General features: G+C 44.8%; 14 protein-coding genes. 12 read left to right on the forward strand and 2 right to left on the reverse strand.

What is annotated here, in order from left to right:
* The 12 genes from L3V36_RS06540 (at nucleotide 1) to gntR (ending at nucleotide 13,882) form a co-directional block, all read left to right on the forward strand.
* Nucleotides 1–1,011 carry a putative 2-aminoethylphosphonate ABC transporter substrate-binding protein gene (locus L3V36_RS06540; protein WP_102446799.1) on the forward strand — a complete coding sequence of 337 codons (1,011 nt, stop codon included), beginning with the start codon at nucleotides 1–3 and terminating at the stop codon, nucleotides 1,009–1,011.
* Nucleotides 1,012–1,155: 144 nt separating this feature from the next.
* Nucleotides 1,156–2,577 carry an FAD-dependent oxidoreductase gene (locus L3V36_RS06545; RefSeq protein ID WP_102446798.1) on the forward strand — a complete coding sequence of 474 codons (1,422 nt, stop codon included), beginning with the start codon at nucleotides 1,156–1,158 and terminating at the stop codon, nucleotides 2,575–2,577.
* 227 nt (nucleotides 2,578–2,804) lie between these two features.
* A complete protein-coding gene (locus tag L3V36_RS06550) occupies nucleotides 2,805–3,914 on the forward strand; it encodes a putative 2-aminoethylphosphonate ABC transporter ATP-binding protein (protein WP_102446797.1) in 1,110 nt (369 codons plus the stop codon).
* Between the two features lie 6 nt (nucleotides 3,915–3,920).
* Entirely contained in the window at nucleotides 3,921–5,645 is a 1,725-nt protein-coding gene (locus L3V36_RS06555; RefSeq protein WP_102446796.1) for a putative 2-aminoethylphosphonate ABC transporter permease subunit, read from the forward strand.
* A 68-nt stretch (nucleotides 5,646–5,713) separates the two neighbouring features.
* Nucleotides 5,714–6,418 carry a phosphonate utilization transcriptional regulator PhnR gene (gene phnR, locus L3V36_RS06560; RefSeq protein WP_102446795.1) on the forward strand — a complete coding sequence of 235 codons (705 nt, stop codon included), beginning with the start codon at nucleotides 5,714–5,716 and terminating at the stop codon, nucleotides 6,416–6,418.
* A 137-nt stretch (nucleotides 6,419–6,555) separates the two neighbouring features.
* Nucleotides 6,556–7,458, forward strand: coding sequence for an EamA family transporter (locus tag L3V36_RS06565; RefSeq protein ID WP_208774696.1), 903 nt, complete (start codon nucleotides 6,556–6,558; stop codon nucleotides 7,456–7,458).
* Nucleotides 7,459–7,658: 200 nt separating this feature from the next.
* Nucleotides 7,659–8,675, forward strand: coding sequence for a TRAP transporter substrate-binding protein (locus L3V36_RS06570; RefSeq protein ID WP_009845626.1), 1,017 nt, complete (start codon nucleotides 7,659–7,661; stop codon nucleotides 8,673–8,675).
* Nucleotides 8,676–8,740: 65 nt separating this feature from the next.
* Complete coding sequence (locus tag L3V36_RS06575) at nucleotides 8,741–9,298, forward strand: TRAP transporter small permease subunit (protein ID WP_017079674.1); 558 nt, start codon at nucleotides 8,741–8,743, stop codon at nucleotides 9,296–9,298.
* Nucleotides 9,291–10,613 carry a TRAP transporter large permease subunit gene (locus tag L3V36_RS06580; protein ID WP_017059512.1) on the forward strand — a complete coding sequence of 441 codons (1,323 nt, stop codon included), beginning with the start codon at nucleotides 9,291–9,293 and terminating at the stop codon, nucleotides 10,611–10,613. The genes L3V36_RS06575 and L3V36_RS06580 overlap by 8 nt, the downstream gene beginning before the upstream one ends.
* Nucleotides 10,614–10,731: 118 nt before the next feature.
* Nucleotides 10,732–11,229 (forward strand): gluconokinase, encoded by a 498-nt coding sequence (locus L3V36_RS06585; RefSeq protein WP_208774698.1) that lies wholly within the window; start codon nucleotides 10,732–10,734, stop codon nucleotides 11,227–11,229.
* Between the two features lie 3 nt (nucleotides 11,230–11,232).
* A complete protein-coding gene (gene gndA / locus L3V36_RS06590; protein ID WP_208774700.1) occupies nucleotides 11,233–12,741 on the forward strand; it encodes an NADP-dependent phosphogluconate dehydrogenase in 1,509 nt (502 codons plus the stop codon).
* Nucleotides 12,742–12,880: 139 nt separating this feature from the next.
* Nucleotides 12,881–13,882 (forward strand): gluconate operon transcriptional repressor GntR, encoded by a 1,002-nt coding sequence (gene gntR, locus L3V36_RS06595; protein ID WP_208774702.1) that lies wholly within the window; start codon nucleotides 12,881–12,883, stop codon nucleotides 13,880–13,882.
* Nucleotides 13,883–14,160: 278 nt separating this feature from the next.
* Here gntR and L3V36_RS06600 read toward each other — a convergent pair whose 3' ends face one another.
* Both L3V36_RS06600 and L3V36_RS06605 read right to left on the reverse strand, forming a co-directional pair.
* Nucleotides 14,161–14,943 (reverse strand): siderophore-interacting protein, encoded by a 783-nt coding sequence (locus tag L3V36_RS06600; protein ID WP_208774704.1) that lies wholly within the window; start codon nucleotides 14,941–14,943, stop codon nucleotides 14,161–14,163.
* A gap of 224 nt (nucleotides 14,944–15,167) precedes the next feature.
* Entirely contained in the window at nucleotides 15,168–16,646 is a 1,479-nt protein-coding gene (locus L3V36_RS06605) for a peptide MFS transporter (protein WP_208774706.1), read from the reverse strand.
* Nucleotides 16,647–16,932 lie beyond the last annotated feature (286 nt).

The following is a 16,932-nucleotide window of genomic DNA, read 5'->3' on the forward strand; positions in this document are numbered from 1 at the left end:
ATGATGAAAAACCGTTTTATGAAAGGATCACTTGCAGCATTAGTTACTCTATTAGCTGGTAATGCTTATGCAGCACAGGAAGTGACGGTTTACACCGCTTTTGAAACTGACATTTTAGCGAAATACAAGAACGCATTTGAAAGTGAAAACCCAGACATCAACATCAAGTGGGTACGTGATTCCACTGGGATCATGACGGCAAAATTATTGGCCGAAAAAAACAACCCGCGTGCAGAGGTAGTTTGGGGACTTGCTGGTTCTTCAATGGCACTGCTTAAAGAAGAGGGCATCCTGAAACCTTATACGCCTCAAGGTGTAGAAGCATTACGCGCTAACCTTAACGACCCACAGTCTACTCAAGCTTGGTACGGTAATGATGCATTCTTCAATGCAGTTTGCTTTAACGAAGTGGTGGCTAAGCAATTGAACCTACCGGCACCTAAGTCTTGGGATGACCTAACGAAGCCTATCTACAAGGGCCATATTGCTATGCCAAACCCTGCGTCTTCTGGTACGGGCTACATGCAGGTTTCGGCTTGGTTACAAAACATGGGTGAAGACCAAGGTTGGAACTACATGCAGAAGCTAGACCAAAATATTGCTCACTACACGCACTCAGGTTCGAAGCCATGTGTTCAAGCCGGTATGGGTGAAGTCGCTATCGGTATTTCTATGGCGAGCCGTGGCGCTAAGCTGAAAACTCAAGGCGCTCCACTTTCAGTTATTACGCCTGAAGGCATCGGCTGGGAATCTGAAGCGGTAGGCCTTGTTAAGCCTTCTGATGCAGCAAAACGTGTTATCGATTGGTCTATTTCTAAAGCGGCAAACGAGCTTTACATCGAAATGTACCCAGTTGTTGGTCACGAAGATGTGACAGGCAAAGCAGAGAACTTCCCTAATGTAGAAAAGAACATGGCAAAAATGGACTTCGCTCGCATGGGCAGTGAACGTGCCGAGGTTCTTAAAACATGGTCTGACAAGTTTGACGCTAAATCAGAGCCAAAATCTTAATCTGACGACCTATTCAGTTACTTAACTATTTAACTATTTAACTATTTAACTATTTAGTTCATTAGAAGTTAGAGATCAGTAAAGGAAGGCTTCGGTCTTCCTTTTTTAGTTTTACGCCTTTAGGTTTTAAGTAAGGTACAACAAATGACAAAGCACTACTCATATTGGTTCAAGCAAGCGTTGGAACAAGAGTTTGGCAACATCAATGCGGGGTTAGATTCGGCTAAGCCGCTCCAAAAAGACGTCAACTGTGATATCGCCATTGTTGGCGGTGGCTATACGGGTTTATGGACGGCGATTTTAATCAAACAACAGCAACCCGAAAAACATGTTGTCGTGATTGAAAAAGGCCTATGTGGGAGCGGTGCTTCTGGTGCGAACGGCGGTTGCATGCTGACGTGGTCAACTAAGTATCTGACGCTGAAAAAGCTCTATGGAAAAGAACAAGCGAAATGGTTGGTTAAGGAATCGGAAAAGGTTATATACGAGATTGAAGCCTTCTGTAACGAACACAAGATTGACGCGCATCTATATCGAAGCGGTACTTACTACACGGCGACCAATGAAGCGCAAAAGGGTGGAATGGAGCCTGTTGTTAATGAGCTGGTTAAGCAGGGTATCAATAGCTGGAAGAAGTGCGACAATTCTTTGGCTGATAAAGCGGGATCTGATCGCCACATTGAGGGTTACTACTCAGAAGCTGCGGGTAGTGTGCAGCCAGCGTTATTGGCGAGAGGCTTACGCCGAGTTGCGATCGAATTGGGTGTCGAAATTTACGAAAATACAGAGATGACTTCTCTTGATTACGGCTCACCAGTTCGCGTCCAAACTGAGGGTGGGACGATAACTTCCGATAAAGTGATCTTAGCGCTCAATGCGTGGATGCTCGATCACTTTAAAGAGTTCAAACGCAGCATTGTGGTTGTCTCTTCCGATATGGTGGTGACCAAGCCTATTCCTGAAAAGCTCAAGCAATTTGGCCCAGAGAAAGGGGCGGCGGTGGTGGATTCGCGTATCTTTGTCCACTACTACCGAGATACCCAGGACGGACGACTCATGTTGGGTAAAGGCGGTAATAAGTTCTCGTTTGCCAATCAAGTTGAAAGCATGTTTAACCAAACCACTAACTACCTGCCGATTCTCAATCAGTCGTTCCAAAAACTGTTCCCTAAATTGGAACAAAGTGAATTCGATTACAACTGGTCTGGCGGCTCAGATCGTTCGGTGACTGGATTGCCATTTTTCGGTAATCTAAAAGGCCAAAGCAACATTTATTATGGGCTTGGTTACTCGGGTAATGGCGTTGCTCAAACCCGTATGGGCGGAAAAATTTTGTCAGCAATGGTACTCGATATCGATAATGCTTGGACACGAAGTGGTTTAACTAAAGGCCCGTTAGGACACTTCCCGCCAGAGCCATTTCGTTGGGTAGGTGCGATGATGGTGCGTGATGCGGTACGAAGAAAAGAGAACGCGGAAGATTCGGGTGACACGCCATTGTGGCTAGATAAACAGTTATCCAAACTCGCAGGTGCGGCGGGCAAAGCCGACAAGGTTGAATCATAGATTAATCTAGCGTTTAAATTAGAAGTTTACATTTAGGCTCTCAGTGATTTATGGGCAAGTCACTGAGGGCTTTCAACGTTGAACTAACTTTCAATGCTGAACAAATAGCAATTTTTAATGCTTATTATATCTGCAATATAACTGTCATTTAGCTTCTATAAATTTGTCACTCAACTGCAATATTCTCAGTTTAAATTTGGTATATACCATATAGAGAGTGCTGTAGTATGAGCAACCAAACTTATTTAAATATTGAAAACGTTGTAAAGCAATTTGGCCAATTTACAGCGTTAAAAGACATCTCCCTATCGATAGATAAAGGCGAGTTCGTCTGTTTTCTTGGCCCGTCCGGCTGTGGAAAAACCACCTTATTACGTGCGATTGCAGGTCTAGACTTGCCAACTTCAGGTTCTATTGAGCAGAACGGTAATGATACGACCTTCTTGCCACCAGAAAAGCGCGACTTTGGCATCGTGTTCCAATCTTACGCTTTGTTTCCAAATCTCACTGTGGAAGAAAACATTGCGATTGGTCTAAAAAACCAAGGCATGTCGACCAAAGAAGCCCTTGAGACGGTTGAGTCTTGGTTAGAGACTATCGGCTTACCAACGTCTGGTCAGAAATTCCCAAATCAGCTATCTGGTGGACAACAGCAGCGTGTTGCTCTGGCTCGCGCATTAGCGTTGTCTCCAGGCTTGTTGCTACTCGATGAACCGCTGTCTGCGTTGGATGCGAAGGTAAGAACACATCTGCGTGACGAGATCTGCCAACTGCAACGCAAGTTGGGTATCACCACTATCATGGTGACGCACGACCAAGATGAAGCCCTAACGATGGCAGACCGAATTGTGGTGATGAACCATGGTGTCATTGAGCAAGTAGGTGCCCCACAAGATATCTACCAAAAACCCGTCAGTCGTTTTGTGGCTGAGTTTGTTGGCAGCATGAACTTCATTCAAGCTTCTGTCGCAGCGCAAGGCAAGATACGTATTGCTGAGTCGATGTTACCGTTGCCGGGTTTAGATAACCTCACGCCAAAACTTGGTGATGTTTTCGATATTGCCGTTCGTCCAGAGCAAATCCAGTTTGTTGATCGTTTTAGTGAATCCTTGCCAGTGAGAATCGTATCAAGCGAATTCTTAGGGGCGTTTTATCGTGTTGAGTGTCAATTGCAACATGACTCAACGGCGAAAGAGATCATCGTCGATGTATCAGTCAAAGAGTTCAACCGATTGAAGCTGCGTCGCAGTGATATTCGTTATGTGGCGTTTGACCAAGAAGGCCTGAGAGCTTACCCATCGGAAAGCCTGCAAGTGATGAAAGACGAGGCGGCGTAAATAATCATGGAATCGACTCAAATGATGCAATCTAAGCTGTTAATTCAACGACGAGTACAGCCTTTTCTTGCTCGATTAAGTAAAGACAACGTAATCCTATTTGGGCTGTTGGCCTTTTTGTCTGTGTTCATGACGCTGTTTATCCTGATGCCACTGTGGGCAATGTTGAAAAAAAGCGTTCAGAATGCAGACGGAGAATTTGTAGGATTACAGAATTTCGCAACGTATTTTGCTTCTCAAAGCCTGTGGCAGTCGGTAGGCAATACGTTCACGCTTGGGTTGTTAGTGACCGTTGTCGTGGGAGTATTAGCGTTTGGCTATGCCTATGCTTTGACTCGTTCATGCATGCCTTTTAAGGGGCTTTTTCAAGTGCTAGGTTCAGCGCCTATTCTGGCTCCTTCATTGCTTCCAGCGATTAGTTTGATCTTCTTATTTGGTAACCAAGGTATCGCTAAAGAAGTCTTGGGTGGCAACTCGGTTTATGGCTTGATTGGTATCTCACTGGGCCTGATATTCTGGACGTTTCCACACGCCTTAATGATTTTAACTACTTCATTGAGAACCTCTGACGCTCGTCTTTATGAGGCGGCACGTGCACTCAATACTTCATCGCTAAAAACCTTCTTCATGGTGACGTTACCTGCGGCAAAATACGGCTTGATAAGTACCTTGATCGTTGTGTTTACGCTGGTGGTTTGTGATTTTGGTGTGCCAAAGGTGATCGGTGGTAGCTACAACGTTCTGTCTACCGATATCTTTAAGCAGGTAGTAGGGCAACAGAATTTCTCTATGGGCGCGGTGACTAGCATCCTATTGCTATTGCCTGCGTTGCTTGCGTTTACCGTTGACCGCTGGGTTCAAAAGAAGCAGAAGAGCTTGTTTGATACTCGCTCCGTCGCTTATCAACCAGAGCCAAACACTCTACGTGATGGCGTGTGTTTACTCTATTGCACCGTAATTTCAGCGGCTGTTGTTATCGTGCTAGGCATGGCGATATACGGATCTATGGTCACTTTCTGGCCTTGGAATAAAACGCTAACGCTAAATAACTATAACTTCGCAGAGATGAGTACTTATGGTTGGACGCCATTTTTCAACTCTTTAACCCTCGGTGCTTGGACTGCGATCATCGGTACCGTATTGATTTTCTTAGGCGCGTACTGCATTGAGAAGGGCAGAGCATTTGGTCCTGTTCGTCAAGCAATGCAGATGCTCAGTGTGGTACCGATGGCCGTTCCGGGTATGGTGTTGGGTTTGGGCTATATCTTCTACTTTAATGATTTGAGTAACCCACTCAACTTCTTGTATGGCACGATGGCGTTCTTGGTGATTAATACGGTGGTTCACTACTACACAGTCGGCCACATGACAGCGTTAACCGCATTAAAACAGCTGCCTGAGGAAATAGAAGCGACGGCGGCTTCGGTTAACCTACCGCAATACAAGCTGTTCTTTAAAGTGACGGTGCCGGTTTGTTTGCCTGCGATTTTAGATATTGCGACATACCTGTTTATTAATGCACTTACCACGACATCTGCGGTAGTATTCTTGTATTCTACCGATACGATACCTGCGTCAGTTTCAGTACTGAATATGGATGATGCGGGACAAACGGGTGCAGCAGCTGCCATGGCGGTGATGATCATGATATCGGCAGCGAGCGCGAAGTTGATTCATATGTTAATCAACAAGTTATTCGAGAAGCGCACCCAGGCTTGGCGTAAACGCTAACGAACTATTTTATATTGCAGTTGGCCAAGGAGTGGCTGACGACAAGAACAAGAATAAAAGGAAATGAAGTGCAGTACGTAAAAATCAAAGATGTCATCGTAGAGCAGATAGAGTCGGGGATGTTAACACCACGACAGAAGCTGCCTGCGGAGCGCAAACTGGCTGAATCGTTTGATACAACACGAGTTACGTTACGTGAAGCCTTGTCTTCACTTGAAGCGGAAGGACGAATTTATCGAGAAGACCGACGTGGTTGGTTTATCTCTCCAGCGCCACTGCGCTACGATCCAACACAAACACTGAACTTCACCAATATGGCTTTGTCGCAGAATCGTAAGCCAAAAACAGAGTTGGTGGCGGCGAAAGGCATGTTAGCAACCAAGGAAGCAACTAGGCTTCTTGAGCTGCAACCTTTTTCGGATGTTTATCGAGTAGACAGAGTTCGTTATCTTGAAGACAGGCCCGTTGTGTATGTGACCAACTACATTCGACCAGAGTTGTTCCCTAATTTGCTTGATTATGACTTGTCTAAATCGTTGACGGACATATACCGAGAGCACTTTGGCGTGGTGTATCAGAAGATACGTTATCGTGTGAGCACAACATCATTGCTGGGCGAAACAGCGCAAGCACTGCGTGCGACTTCGGGTTCTTCGGCTATGGTGGTTGAGCGTGTTAATTACAATCAAGACGGTGATTTGATTGATTGCGATATTGAATATTGGCGTCATGACGCGATCAGCATTGAGTCGATCGCACAGCTAGAGCGCTAGTCATACGTTATAACGTTGGCATACCTGCAATTATGCAGGATTGCCCAATTGAAACGCTCAAAGGTCTCTTATTCGGAGGCCTTTTTTATCACCTGTTGTCAGCCGTTGTGCTAATTCATCAATAATTTAGGAATGAAATGGAATTCTCTGCCATTGTCATCGTGATCATTTCGGCTCTGCTTCATGCGGGTTGGAATGTTCTAGGTAAATCTAATCAAGGCTCGGGCTCGTCTTTCTTCTTAGCCTCTGGCTTTGCCGCTGCCGCGATATTGACGCCTTACTTGATCTGGTATGTTCACAGTGTAGGGCTATCAAATATCTTACTTCCGTTTTGGCAACTGGTTTTCTTGAGCGGGATTTGCCAAATCATCTATTTGATCGGCTTGGGCGCAGCCTATAAACAGGCTGATATCGGCGTGATTTACCCAATGGCAAGAGCACTGCCCGTGTTGATGGTGGGTTTAGGCACGGTGTTGATTGGATATGAGTTGTCGCTTAATCAATGGCTTGGTTTTGCACTGATCACATTAGGTTGTTTGTTTGTCCCGCTTAAGCAGTTTTCTGAATTAAGGCTCAAGGCCTACCTGAATCTTGGCGTACTGTGGGCGTTAATCGCCGCCATCGGTACCACGGGGTATTCCATTATTGATAAAGAAGCGCTTCTGTTACTCGATCCTTTGAGCACACCAGTTATAACTAACAAGCACACAGCGATCTTCTATCTGGGCATTCAGTTTTGGGTGATTGTGATTCCACTGAGCCTGTGGTTGCTCGTGTCGAATCAAAAAATCGAATTTCATAATGCTTGGTTATTGCGTAAAAGAGCAACACTTGCTGGCATCATGATGGCTTCGACTTATGGCTTGGTGCTGTTTGCGATGACCATGACTGAAAATGTCAGCTTGGTTGTCGCTCTAAGGCAAGTAAGTATCATCTTCGGCGTAGTGATGGGGATCTACTTTTTAAAGGAAAAGTGGCACGCCACTCGCGGTGTAGGCGTCGTTTTTATCATTGCAGGTTTAGTTATCTCACTGACTTAAAAAGAAATTAAATCCTACCTCCAACCTATAATGTGACTTTTTAGTCACATTTTTCTTATTGATAGCAAACGTTTTACTAATGTTAAAGATGTGATCCTTCTCATAGACAAGGTTGTAAAGTTACCGGTAACATCCATCTCAACGTTACCGGTAACATATAATAACAAGCCGGACTCTGTGAAACTCATAAGGATACCCAAATGAAAGCTCTGACTAAAACGCTGATTGCCGCTTCCCTCACTGGTCTATTTGCTACTTCAGCAATGGCTGCAGACTTTAAACTTAAGATTCAATCTTCAGATCCATCTGGTGATTTGAACTTCAAGGTTCAGCAGAAGTGGGCCGAGCGCGTAGAAACGATGTCTAACGGACGTATCGATATCGATCTACTTCCTGTTGGTGCTGTGGTTAAGCACACAGAAACGCTAGGCGCGATCAAAATGGGCATCCTAGATGGTCACATCACAGCAACAGGTTACTTCTCTGGTAAAGATCCAGCTTTTGGTCTTATCGGTAACATGGTTGGTGCATGGTCAGACACAACACAGCTGCTTCAGTACATGAACTACGGAGGTGGTAATGAGCTAATGACTGAACTGTACAAGCCTTACGGTGTTCAGTTCGTTGGTGCTTCAACAACCGGCGTTGAATCATTCATTTCTAAAAAGCCAATCGACGGTGTAGCGGATCTTAAAGGTCTTAAACTGCGTGCGCCTGAAGGCCTAGTACAACAAGTATTTGCAGCCGCGGGTGCGACTCCAGTAAACCTGCCAGGTTCTGAAGTATTTACTGGCCTAAGCAAAGGCGTAATTGATGCAGCGGACTACACGGTATTCTCTACCAACCAAAAAGCGGGCATGAACGACATTGCAACACACCCAGTTCAACCGGGTTTCCATTCACTACCGCTTATCGATATCTCTATTTCTCAGAAGAAATGGGACAAGATGCCAGCTGATCTACAAACAATGCTGCAAACATCAGTGCGTGACTTCTCTTACGACATGACGACTCAGCTGAAAATGGCTGACCAAGCGGCACTGAAAGAAGCTCAAGCGAACCCAGAAATCACTATCCATGATTGGTCTCAAGAAGAGCGTAAGAAGTTCCGTGAAATCGCGAAAGGCCAATGGAAAGTATTTGCAGAGCGTTCTGATAACGCAGGGAAAGTTTACACCTCAGTGACTGTGTTCCTAGAAGAAAACGGCTTACTGTAATTTAAACTTAGTTTACTGACGGGGGAGGGCATTGCTCTCCCGTATTCTCCCAGGAAATTTGGCCCATGACAGACAAAACTCCCCATGCCCCAGCTGAAAACGACGAGCAACCAAGAAATGCGCTTGATCGTTTTGTTATAAAGTTCAGTAATCTCGTGAGCTGGTTTTTTATCTTTACTGTATTGATTTCATTTTATGAAGTTGTGATGCGTTACGCATTCGATGCCCCGACCACATGGGTACATGAAACAGCTTCTTTCATCGGTGGTTCTTTATTCATTATTGGTGGCATCTACGCGTTTGCTGCAAATAAGCATGTACGTGTGGTTCTTATCTACGATTCAGTGTCTAACCAAGCACGTAAATATCTTAATCTTGTTCACCACATTGTGGGTTTGGCCTTTGCAGGCATGCTCGCTTATGCAGCTTACTTCACTGCGGAAGAAGCGTGGTTTGCACCATGGGGTGAATTCCGCCTTGAAACATCAGGTTCAGTGTTAAACGCGCCTTATCCTGCGCTGCTGAAAGGCCTGATTTTTGTCGTTTTGTGTGTTCTTGTTGTCCAGTTTGTATTGCACCTAATCCAAGAGTTGATGGGTCTAAGGAAGAATGACGATGTTTGATTTATCTTCTATTGGTATCGCATGGGGCAGCTTGCTCATGCTGGTTATGATGATTGGCTTGCTACTGACCGGTATGCAGCTAGCGTTCGTAACAGGCTTTGTCGCAATTTTCTTCACTCTATGTTGGTTTGGTCCTGATGCCCTGCCTTTGATCGCAAGCCGTACCTACAGTTTTGCTTCTGGTTATGTGTTCCTCGCGGTACCGATGTTTGTATTGATGGCCGCTTTACTAGACCGTTCGGGCATTGCTCGCGATTTGTTTGATGCAATGAAATCTGTCGGTCGTAAGGTTCGTGGTGGTGTGGCAGTACAAACCTTATTAGTCGCGGTTCTATTGGCTTCGATGTCAGGCGTTATCGGTGGTGAAACGGTACTACTGGGTATTCTCGCACTGCCACAAATGCTTCGTTTAGGTTATGACCGTAAGCTTGCTATCGGTACAACCTGTGCAGGTGGCGCACTAGGCACTATGCTTCCACCGAGTATCGTACTTATCATTTACGGTATGACAGCGAGTGTATCGATTGGAGACCTGTTCAAAGCGTCTTTCTTGCCAGCGTTTATCCTTGCGGGCTGTTACATCGGCTACGTATTGATTCGCTGTAAGCTGAATCCTTCTCTGGCTCCTCTTCCTAGTGATGATGAGACAGAAGAAGATATCGCAAATCAGCCAAGCTACTTCAAGGCTCTGTTCTTCCCACTGCTTTCTGTAGCAACAGTTCTAGGTAGTATCTACACGGGTATCGCTTCAGTAACAGAAGCTTCGGCTTTGGGTGTGGTTGGTATCATGATCAGTGCTCTTATCCGTGGTGAGTTGAATTTCAGCATGTTGAAAGAGAGTGCCATCGCAACTATGCGTACCTGCGGCATGATCATGTGGATTGGTATCGGTGCTAGTGCATTGGTTGGTATTTACAACCTGATGGGCGGTATTGATTTTGTTGAAGAAACCATCCTTGCGCTCAGTGGCGGTAACGCGACAGTAACGCTATTAATCATGATGGCTATCTTACTGGTTCTAGGCATGTTCCTTGACTGGGTAGGTGTGGCACTTCTAACAATGCCAATCTTCGTACCAATCATCACTGGCCTTGGGTTCGACCCAGTATGGTTCGGCGTTGTGTTCTGTCTAAACATGCAGGTGTCGTTCTTGTCACCACCGTTTGGTCCCGCGGCCTTCTACCTGAAATCGGTAGCACCAAAAGACATCAGCTTAGGTGAGATTTTCTCTTCACTACTGCCGTTCATTGCACTTCAAGTATTGGTGTTGGCACTGGTTATTATCTTCCCTCAGCTCGCGCTTTGGTGGCAATAACAGCAAAGGTTCCAGAGCGAATCTAATGTTCAGGAACCGATCATCAGCAACACAAGTTTAACTATTAGATTCGATTGTCAGCCCCTGTTTTGGTTGGGGCTTAGGGAAGGCTTGCCTTATGAAAAGCAAAAAAATACTCGTGATGGGCGTATCTGGATGCGGAAAAAGCCTAATTGGTAGCCGTATCGCACAGGCTTTAGAGCTTCAATTCTTTGATGGCGATGACTTCCATCCGCAAAGCAATGTAGAAAAAATGCGTCAAGGTATTCCGCTGACTGACGAAGATCGTCAAGGATGGCTAGAAACACTCAACAAGCAATACATTGAGCAGCCAAGTGCTGTGATTGCATGCTCTGCATTGAAACCTCAATACCGCGAGATTCTGCGAGAGGACAATGAAGACTTAGTGATTATATACCTTCAGGGCAGTTTCGATACGATTTGGAATCGCCATAAAGCTCGTGAAAACCATTACTTTAATGGCCAAGAAATGTTGAAAAGCCAATTCGCAACCTTGGTTGAACCTGAGCTAGATGAAGCGCTATTTGTCGATATATCGCAAGATGTTGAGCAAGTCGTAGAAAGTGCACTCAAACAAATTAAGCAGATAGGTTAAACCATGACTCAGATAAAAAATGACATCGCGATGATTGGTTTAGGCGTTATGGGCAAAAGCCTTGCGCTCAACCTATTGGATAACGGCTTTAACGTTGCTGGCTTTGACTTGAATACAGACAATATTGATCGCGCTAGTGCAGAAGCAAAGCTGCTTAATGAATCGTTTACTGGTAAAGGTCAGTTCACACAAGGGACTAGCCTTGAGCATGTGCTGCAAGGGCTCGCGAAGCCGCGTGTAATCGCTTTGTCGGTTCCTGCTGGAAAACCTGTCGATATCGTCGTGAATAGCTTGCTTGATGCTGGCTTAGAAAATGACGACATTGTTATCGATACAGGTAACAGCTTATGGACAGATACCGAGGCACGCGAAGTGAGCTACAAAGGCAAACTGCGCTTCTTTAGCACCGCCGTTTCTGGTGGTGAAGAAGGCGCTCGTGTTGGCCCTGCGCTGATGGCGAGTGGCGACCAATCAGCTTGGCAATATGTGAAACCGATGTGGGAAGCGATTGCTGCAAAAGTGGATGCTAATGGGCTACCGGTTGGTCAGTTTGAAGCGGGTGAAGCATGCGCTGCGTATGTTGGTCCTTCTGGTACAGGGCACTATGTGAAAATGGTACACAATGGTATTGAATATGCCGACATGCAGCTTATTTGCGAAGTGTACCATTTCATGCGTGATGTACTTGAAATGCCAGCTCAAGAGATTGGCCAAGTTTTCGAACAGTGGAACAACGGTGTACTTAATAGCTACTTAATGGAAATCAGTGCCGACATTCTTCAACAAGAAGATTTGGCTACGGGTAAAGCATTTGTTGATGTTGTACTTGATAAAGCAGGGCAGAAAGGCACGGGATTGTGGACAGCAGTTAACAGCCTTCAAGAAGGGTGTCCAACCCCAACCATTGCTCAAGCGGTTTATGCACGTGCGATGAGCGGTCAAAAATCACAACGTATTCAAGGGAGCAAACTGCTAAAAGGCAATGTTGCCGATGCGAGTCAGTTGGATAAAACAGAGGTTATTTCTGAGCTTCATGATGCTTTGTATTGCGCCAAACTGTCTGTTTATGCACAAGGCTTTGATTTATTAAAGACAGCGTCAGACAAAGAGGGGTGGAATCTCGATTTCACTCAAATAGCTAAGATCTGGCGAGCAGGTTGTATTATTCGTGCAGCATTCTTACAAGGTATTACATCGGCTTATCAACAAAATGGTGAGCTGGCGAACCTGTTGTTTGACGAGGTTTTCATCAAACAAGTGGAAGAGCGTGAGCTTGCTTGGCGTATCGCCGTTGCTAACTCCGCTTTGTATGGTGTGCCGATGCCGGGGATCAGTTCTGCATTAAGCTACTTTGATTCTCTGCGCTGTGAAGTGTTACCAGCGAATCTATTGCAAGCGCAACGTGACTATTTTGGTTCTCATACCTATTCGCGAGTCGATAGAGAGGAAGCCGAAAAATTCCATGTCACTTGGAGTCAGTCTCCGAGAACTGAAGTAAAAGTAAACGCTTAAACAATCAATAACGCCCTCAACAAGAGGGCGTTTGTAATTTTGACGCTGTATCAACATTTTACTAAATTAGGCTTCAAATTCCACGTCAGTCGGATACACTGTTACCAGTAACATAACTCAAAAATAATAATTACTAATTATGTCGAATAAGAAAAAACGTCCCACATTACAAGATGTTGCCAACCTAGTTGGTGTCACCAAAATGACCGTCAGTCGCTGCCTGAGAGATTCTTCTCAAGTATCAGAAGCACTGCGAGATAAGATCAGCGATGCAGTAGACGAGCTAGGTTATATCCCTAACCGCGCACCAGACATTCTTTCCAACGCAAAAAGCAATGCGATTGGTGTTTTGGTCCCCTCGTTAACTAACCAAGTTTTTGCTGAAGTTATTCGTGGTATTGAGCAAGTCACCGCGCCTGCGGGTTACCAAACCATGATTGCCCACTATGGCTATAGCGCAGAACTGGAAGAGCAGAGCATCGCTTCGCTACTTTCTTACAACGTTGATGCGATTATCCTTTCAGAAAACGTGCACACTGATAGAGCGCGTAAGATGCTGCAGACTGTTTCTATCCCAGTGATTGAGATTATGGATTCGGTATCGCCAAGAATTGAACAAGCCGTCGGCTTTGATAACTTCGAAGCGGCAAGATCGATGACTAAAACCATGCTCGACCGAGGGCGTACCAATATCGCTTACTTAGCGGCACGTATGGATGAACGTACTCGCTTGAAAATGGCAGGCTATGAGCATGCGATGCAAGAAGCCGACAAAACGCCAGTAACGCTGCAAACGGAAGACGCTTCCTCGTTTACTCTTGGTGCAAAGCTGATTGGTGAATTACTTGAGAAGCACCCTGAAGTGAATGGCATTTTTTGTACTAACGATGATTTGGCCATTGGTGCTTTTTACGAGTGTGTACGACGTGGTATTCAGGTACCAGAGCAGATGGCGATTGCAGGCTTCCACGGACACGACATCACCGTGGCGATGACGCCGCGTTTAGCGACTGTAGTAACACCTAGGGAGCAGATCGGTAAAGTCGCTGCAGAGCAAGTTGTAGCGCGTTTGCAAGGTAACAATGAATGGGTGGCAAAGCTGGATCTTGGTTATGAGATTGAAGTGGGTGAGAGTATCTAATCTTACACTTCGACTTTGATTTTCATCGGATTCAAACTAAGACGCCCTTAACGAGATGAACTTCGCTAAGGGCGTTTTCTATTTGTCTAGCAAAAAGATGTATGTAGTAATACCAATCGTAGCAAATAACTGGTCACCCTAGCTTGTTAAAAAACTTGATAACTTCGTTAGAATTTTTGATTGTAGAATAACTACTTATCGAAAAATTCAGCCTTGTTCTCAAGCTTTTTTTCTGCGCTATTTCTGTTCACTTACTTACTGTGATTGGTATAGCAGACTTAACCTGCTAAAGCTTGAGCATCTTGTTGCTTCAACACTTTGTGGCCATCTTCAGTGACGCCACGCTTCCAATAACTACTGATGTAGATGTTCTCTTTCGCGACTTCTTTTTCGTTTCGGAAGTATTGTCTCAGCTCGCGCATGCTTTCAAACTCACACGCTGTCCATACTGAAACCTGCCCTTCTAACCATTCGGTGTTACGCACGGTTTGTGAAAGTGATTCTGAGGTTTCATCTTCAATCAGCCAAGTGACTTTTATACCTTGAGGTACTTCAAGTGTTTGCTTGTCTGCTGCTGAATTGATCTGAATGACAGCGTGACCTGCTGCGTGTTCCGGAAGTGTTTTTACTTTGGCAGAGAGCGCAGGTAGCGACGTCATATCTGCCACCAAGAAGAACCAATCCGATTTTAGATTCAGCCCTTGAATTAATCCAGGGCCTGCCACTGAAACTGTGTCACCTACTTCTGCGTTCATTGCCCATCTTGCAGCAAAGCCACATTGCAGGTCTGTGGTGATGTGACGAACGAAATCAACCTCAATCCACTTTTCTACTGGGTTGTATTGACGAATGGTGTAAGTGCGCATGGTTGGGCGCTCACCTTCGTTCAGTTGGCTTAAATCTGTGGTGCCGAGTGGCGAGAACAAAAGCTTGATGTAGCCGCCGGCACATTCGGTTGGGTACTTACTTAATCCTTCACCGCTAAGCGTTATACGCTGCATATTCGGTGTAATGGTTGAGGTTTGAGTAACGGTTAATGTGATAGGGCTAGGCTTGCTCATATAAGGCTCTCTTAGATTTTGATTTTCACATCATAATCCTGAACAGGAAAACACTCAATACTAATGGTTATCATTTACTTTTATTTACACAGCGCAACGTAACCTGAACCTCCATCTAGTTACCTACTAATCCTGACATCTATTTATCTTGATATCCATATCGAAAAAAAGCCCTTTAGAAAACTAAAGGGCTTGATGAACGAGCTTGTTGAATAAGAGTGTTACTAGCTGTTTGCTTGCTCTAGTTCAATCGTTTCATCAGCGGCTTTCGCTGCTTCTAGCATCTTACGAATAATGAACGATGCAGCCATTGCGATACCAACCATTACTACCGCTAGGATAGTTAATAGTTGGAAGTAATCACCGTAAACCGTTTGAACGATCTCTTGTGTGATCTCTTGGCCTTTCTCAAGTGCAATAGACGTTGAGAATACAGCACCAACAATGCCTGATAGTGCGATTGCGACAGAGAATAAGCTTACTGAGAAGTTCTCGATGTGCTTAGGTGCAACAGACAGAATGAATGCAACAACCATAGAACCAACAATAACCTCACCAAATGCTAGGAAGAAGTGGATTGCTAGGAACACTTCAGGGCGAATCAGAATATCTTCACCAACGGTTGTTACTGCCATCGTTAAGATACCGAAAGCGATCGCCGTCAGAATGAAAGAGAAACCTACTTTGGTTGCGGTAGAGAAATGAATGTTTTTCTTTTCTAGTTTAGAGAAGATGCCCGTAATGATAGGGCCTGCAACCATACACCAAAGTGGGTTCATTGCCATCGACGCTTCAGGTGCTACAGGGATGAAACCGAATAGATCGCCACGCATTGTGTTGATTGCAACCATTGTCATCGATGTCATCATTTGACCGTAGTACACGAAGAAACATGTCGTCAGGAATGTGATGATTAAGATCGTGCCCATTTTCAGCATGTCTGACTTCTTCGATTTCATCATCAAAGAGACAAAGTAGATGATCGCTGCACCACCAATTGCGTATACGATGTTCTGGCCGATATCCATGTTAGAAAACATGAAGAATACCAAACCAATCATTGCAGCAGAAAGGCCAAGGAATGCAGCCCAATGTTTAGTACTTACTGGTTTTTGGTCGATTTCAGCACTTGCTCCAACAAGGCCTTTGCGAACAAAGAGCATCATCAGAAGTGCGGCACCTGCTAGAGCAGCTGAAAGAAGGAAGCCACCGTGGAAACCAACAACAAGCACTAGCATCGGGAACAAGTACTGGCCTAAAAGCGCACCAATATTGTTGACTGAGTAGTTGATAGGGTAGCAGTTTTCGAAATCTTCCTGAGTTTTGAACGTGCGTTTGTAAAGACTTGGGTAAGAAGGGGACATCAAACCACGCGCATAACTCGCTAAAGCAATACCACATAATGCCATTGGAACATTGGTCGCCGCGGCACCGAGTACCAGTAGAGCATAACCACTTGCGAACCCTAGAAAGGCAATGGTCAACGATCGGTATGCGCCTAAAAATTTGTCGGCGATGAAGCCACCTGCAATAGCAAATAGCGGTCCGATTGCAGAGAAAGCACCAACAACCATCATTGTGTCGGCTTCATTGTAGTTAAGATCTTCAAGGAAGAAACGAGTCAAGATCACCATGACGCCATAGAACGAAAGTCCAAACATCATTTGGCAGAACATCATTGATTTGTTTAATCTATTCCACATTATTTTATTCTCACATTAGTATTAAGATGTAGTGTAATAACCTAATTATAATACCATCACTAGCAATACATAAAATGAAACATGCATCCCAAACAGAACTTTACTCGATATACCTTTTCTTATGAGTGCATTGATATTTCTCATGAATGAAATTTGCAATGTTAGATTTTGATAATGGATGCATAACTGTGAGAAATTTAACCACCTTCATTTGTGGTTAAGTAATGAACGGATAAAGGAAAAGTTAGCATTGGTCATCTTGTAAAATGTTCAAGTGAGTATCACT

The organism is Vibrio sp. G-C-1 (genome assembly GCF_021728015.1).
In the GTDB taxonomy this organism is placed as follows: Bacteria; Pseudomonadota; Gammaproteobacteria; order Enterobacterales; family Vibrionaceae; genus Vibrio; species Vibrio splendidus.

Coding starts and splice junctions, on each gene's coding strand:
- L3V36_RS06540 (WP_102446799.1), top strand. CDS start 1: ATGATGAAAAACCGTTTTATGAAAGGATCACTTGCAGCATTAGTTACT.
- L3V36_RS06545 (WP_102446798.1), top strand. CDS start 1,156: ATGACAAAGCACTACTCATATTGGTTCAAGCAAGCGTTGGAACAAGAG.
- L3V36_RS06550 (WP_102446797.1), top strand. CDS start 2,805: ATGAGCAACCAAACTTATTTAAATATTGAAAACGTTGTAAAGCAATTT.
- L3V36_RS06555 (WP_102446796.1), top strand. CDS start 3,921: ATGGAATCGACTCAAATGATGCAATCTAAGCTGTTAATTCAACGACGA.
- L3V36_RS06565 (WP_208774696.1), top strand. CDS start 6,556: ATGGAATTCTCTGCCATTGTCATCGTGATCATTTCGGCTCTGCTTCAT.
- L3V36_RS06570 (WP_009845626.1), top strand. CDS start 7,659: ATGAAAGCTCTGACTAAAACGCTGATTGCCGCTTCCCTCACTGGTCTA.
- L3V36_RS06575 (WP_017079674.1), top strand. CDS start 8,741: ATGACAGACAAAACTCCCCATGCCCCAGCTGAAAACGACGAGCAACCA.
- L3V36_RS06580 (WP_017059512.1), top strand. CDS start 9,291: ATGTTTGATTTATCTTCTATTGGTATCGCATGGGGCAGCTTGCTCATG.
- L3V36_RS06585 (WP_208774698.1), top strand. CDS start 10,732: ATGAAAAGCAAAAAAATACTCGTGATGGGCGTATCTGGATGCGGAAAA.
- gndA (WP_208774700.1), top strand. CDS start 11,233: ATGACTCAGATAAAAAATGACATCGCGATGATTGGTTTAGGCGTTATG.
- gntR (WP_208774702.1), top strand. CDS start 12,881: ATGTCGAATAAGAAAAAACGTCCCACATTACAAGATGTTGCCAACCTA.
- L3V36_RS06600 (WP_208774704.1), bottom strand. CDS start 14,943: ATGAGCAAGCCTAGCCCTATCACATTAACCGTTACTCAAACCTCAACC.
- L3V36_RS06605 (WP_208774706.1), bottom strand. CDS start 16,646: ATGTGGAATAGATTAAACAAATCAATGATGTTCTGCCAAATGATGTTT.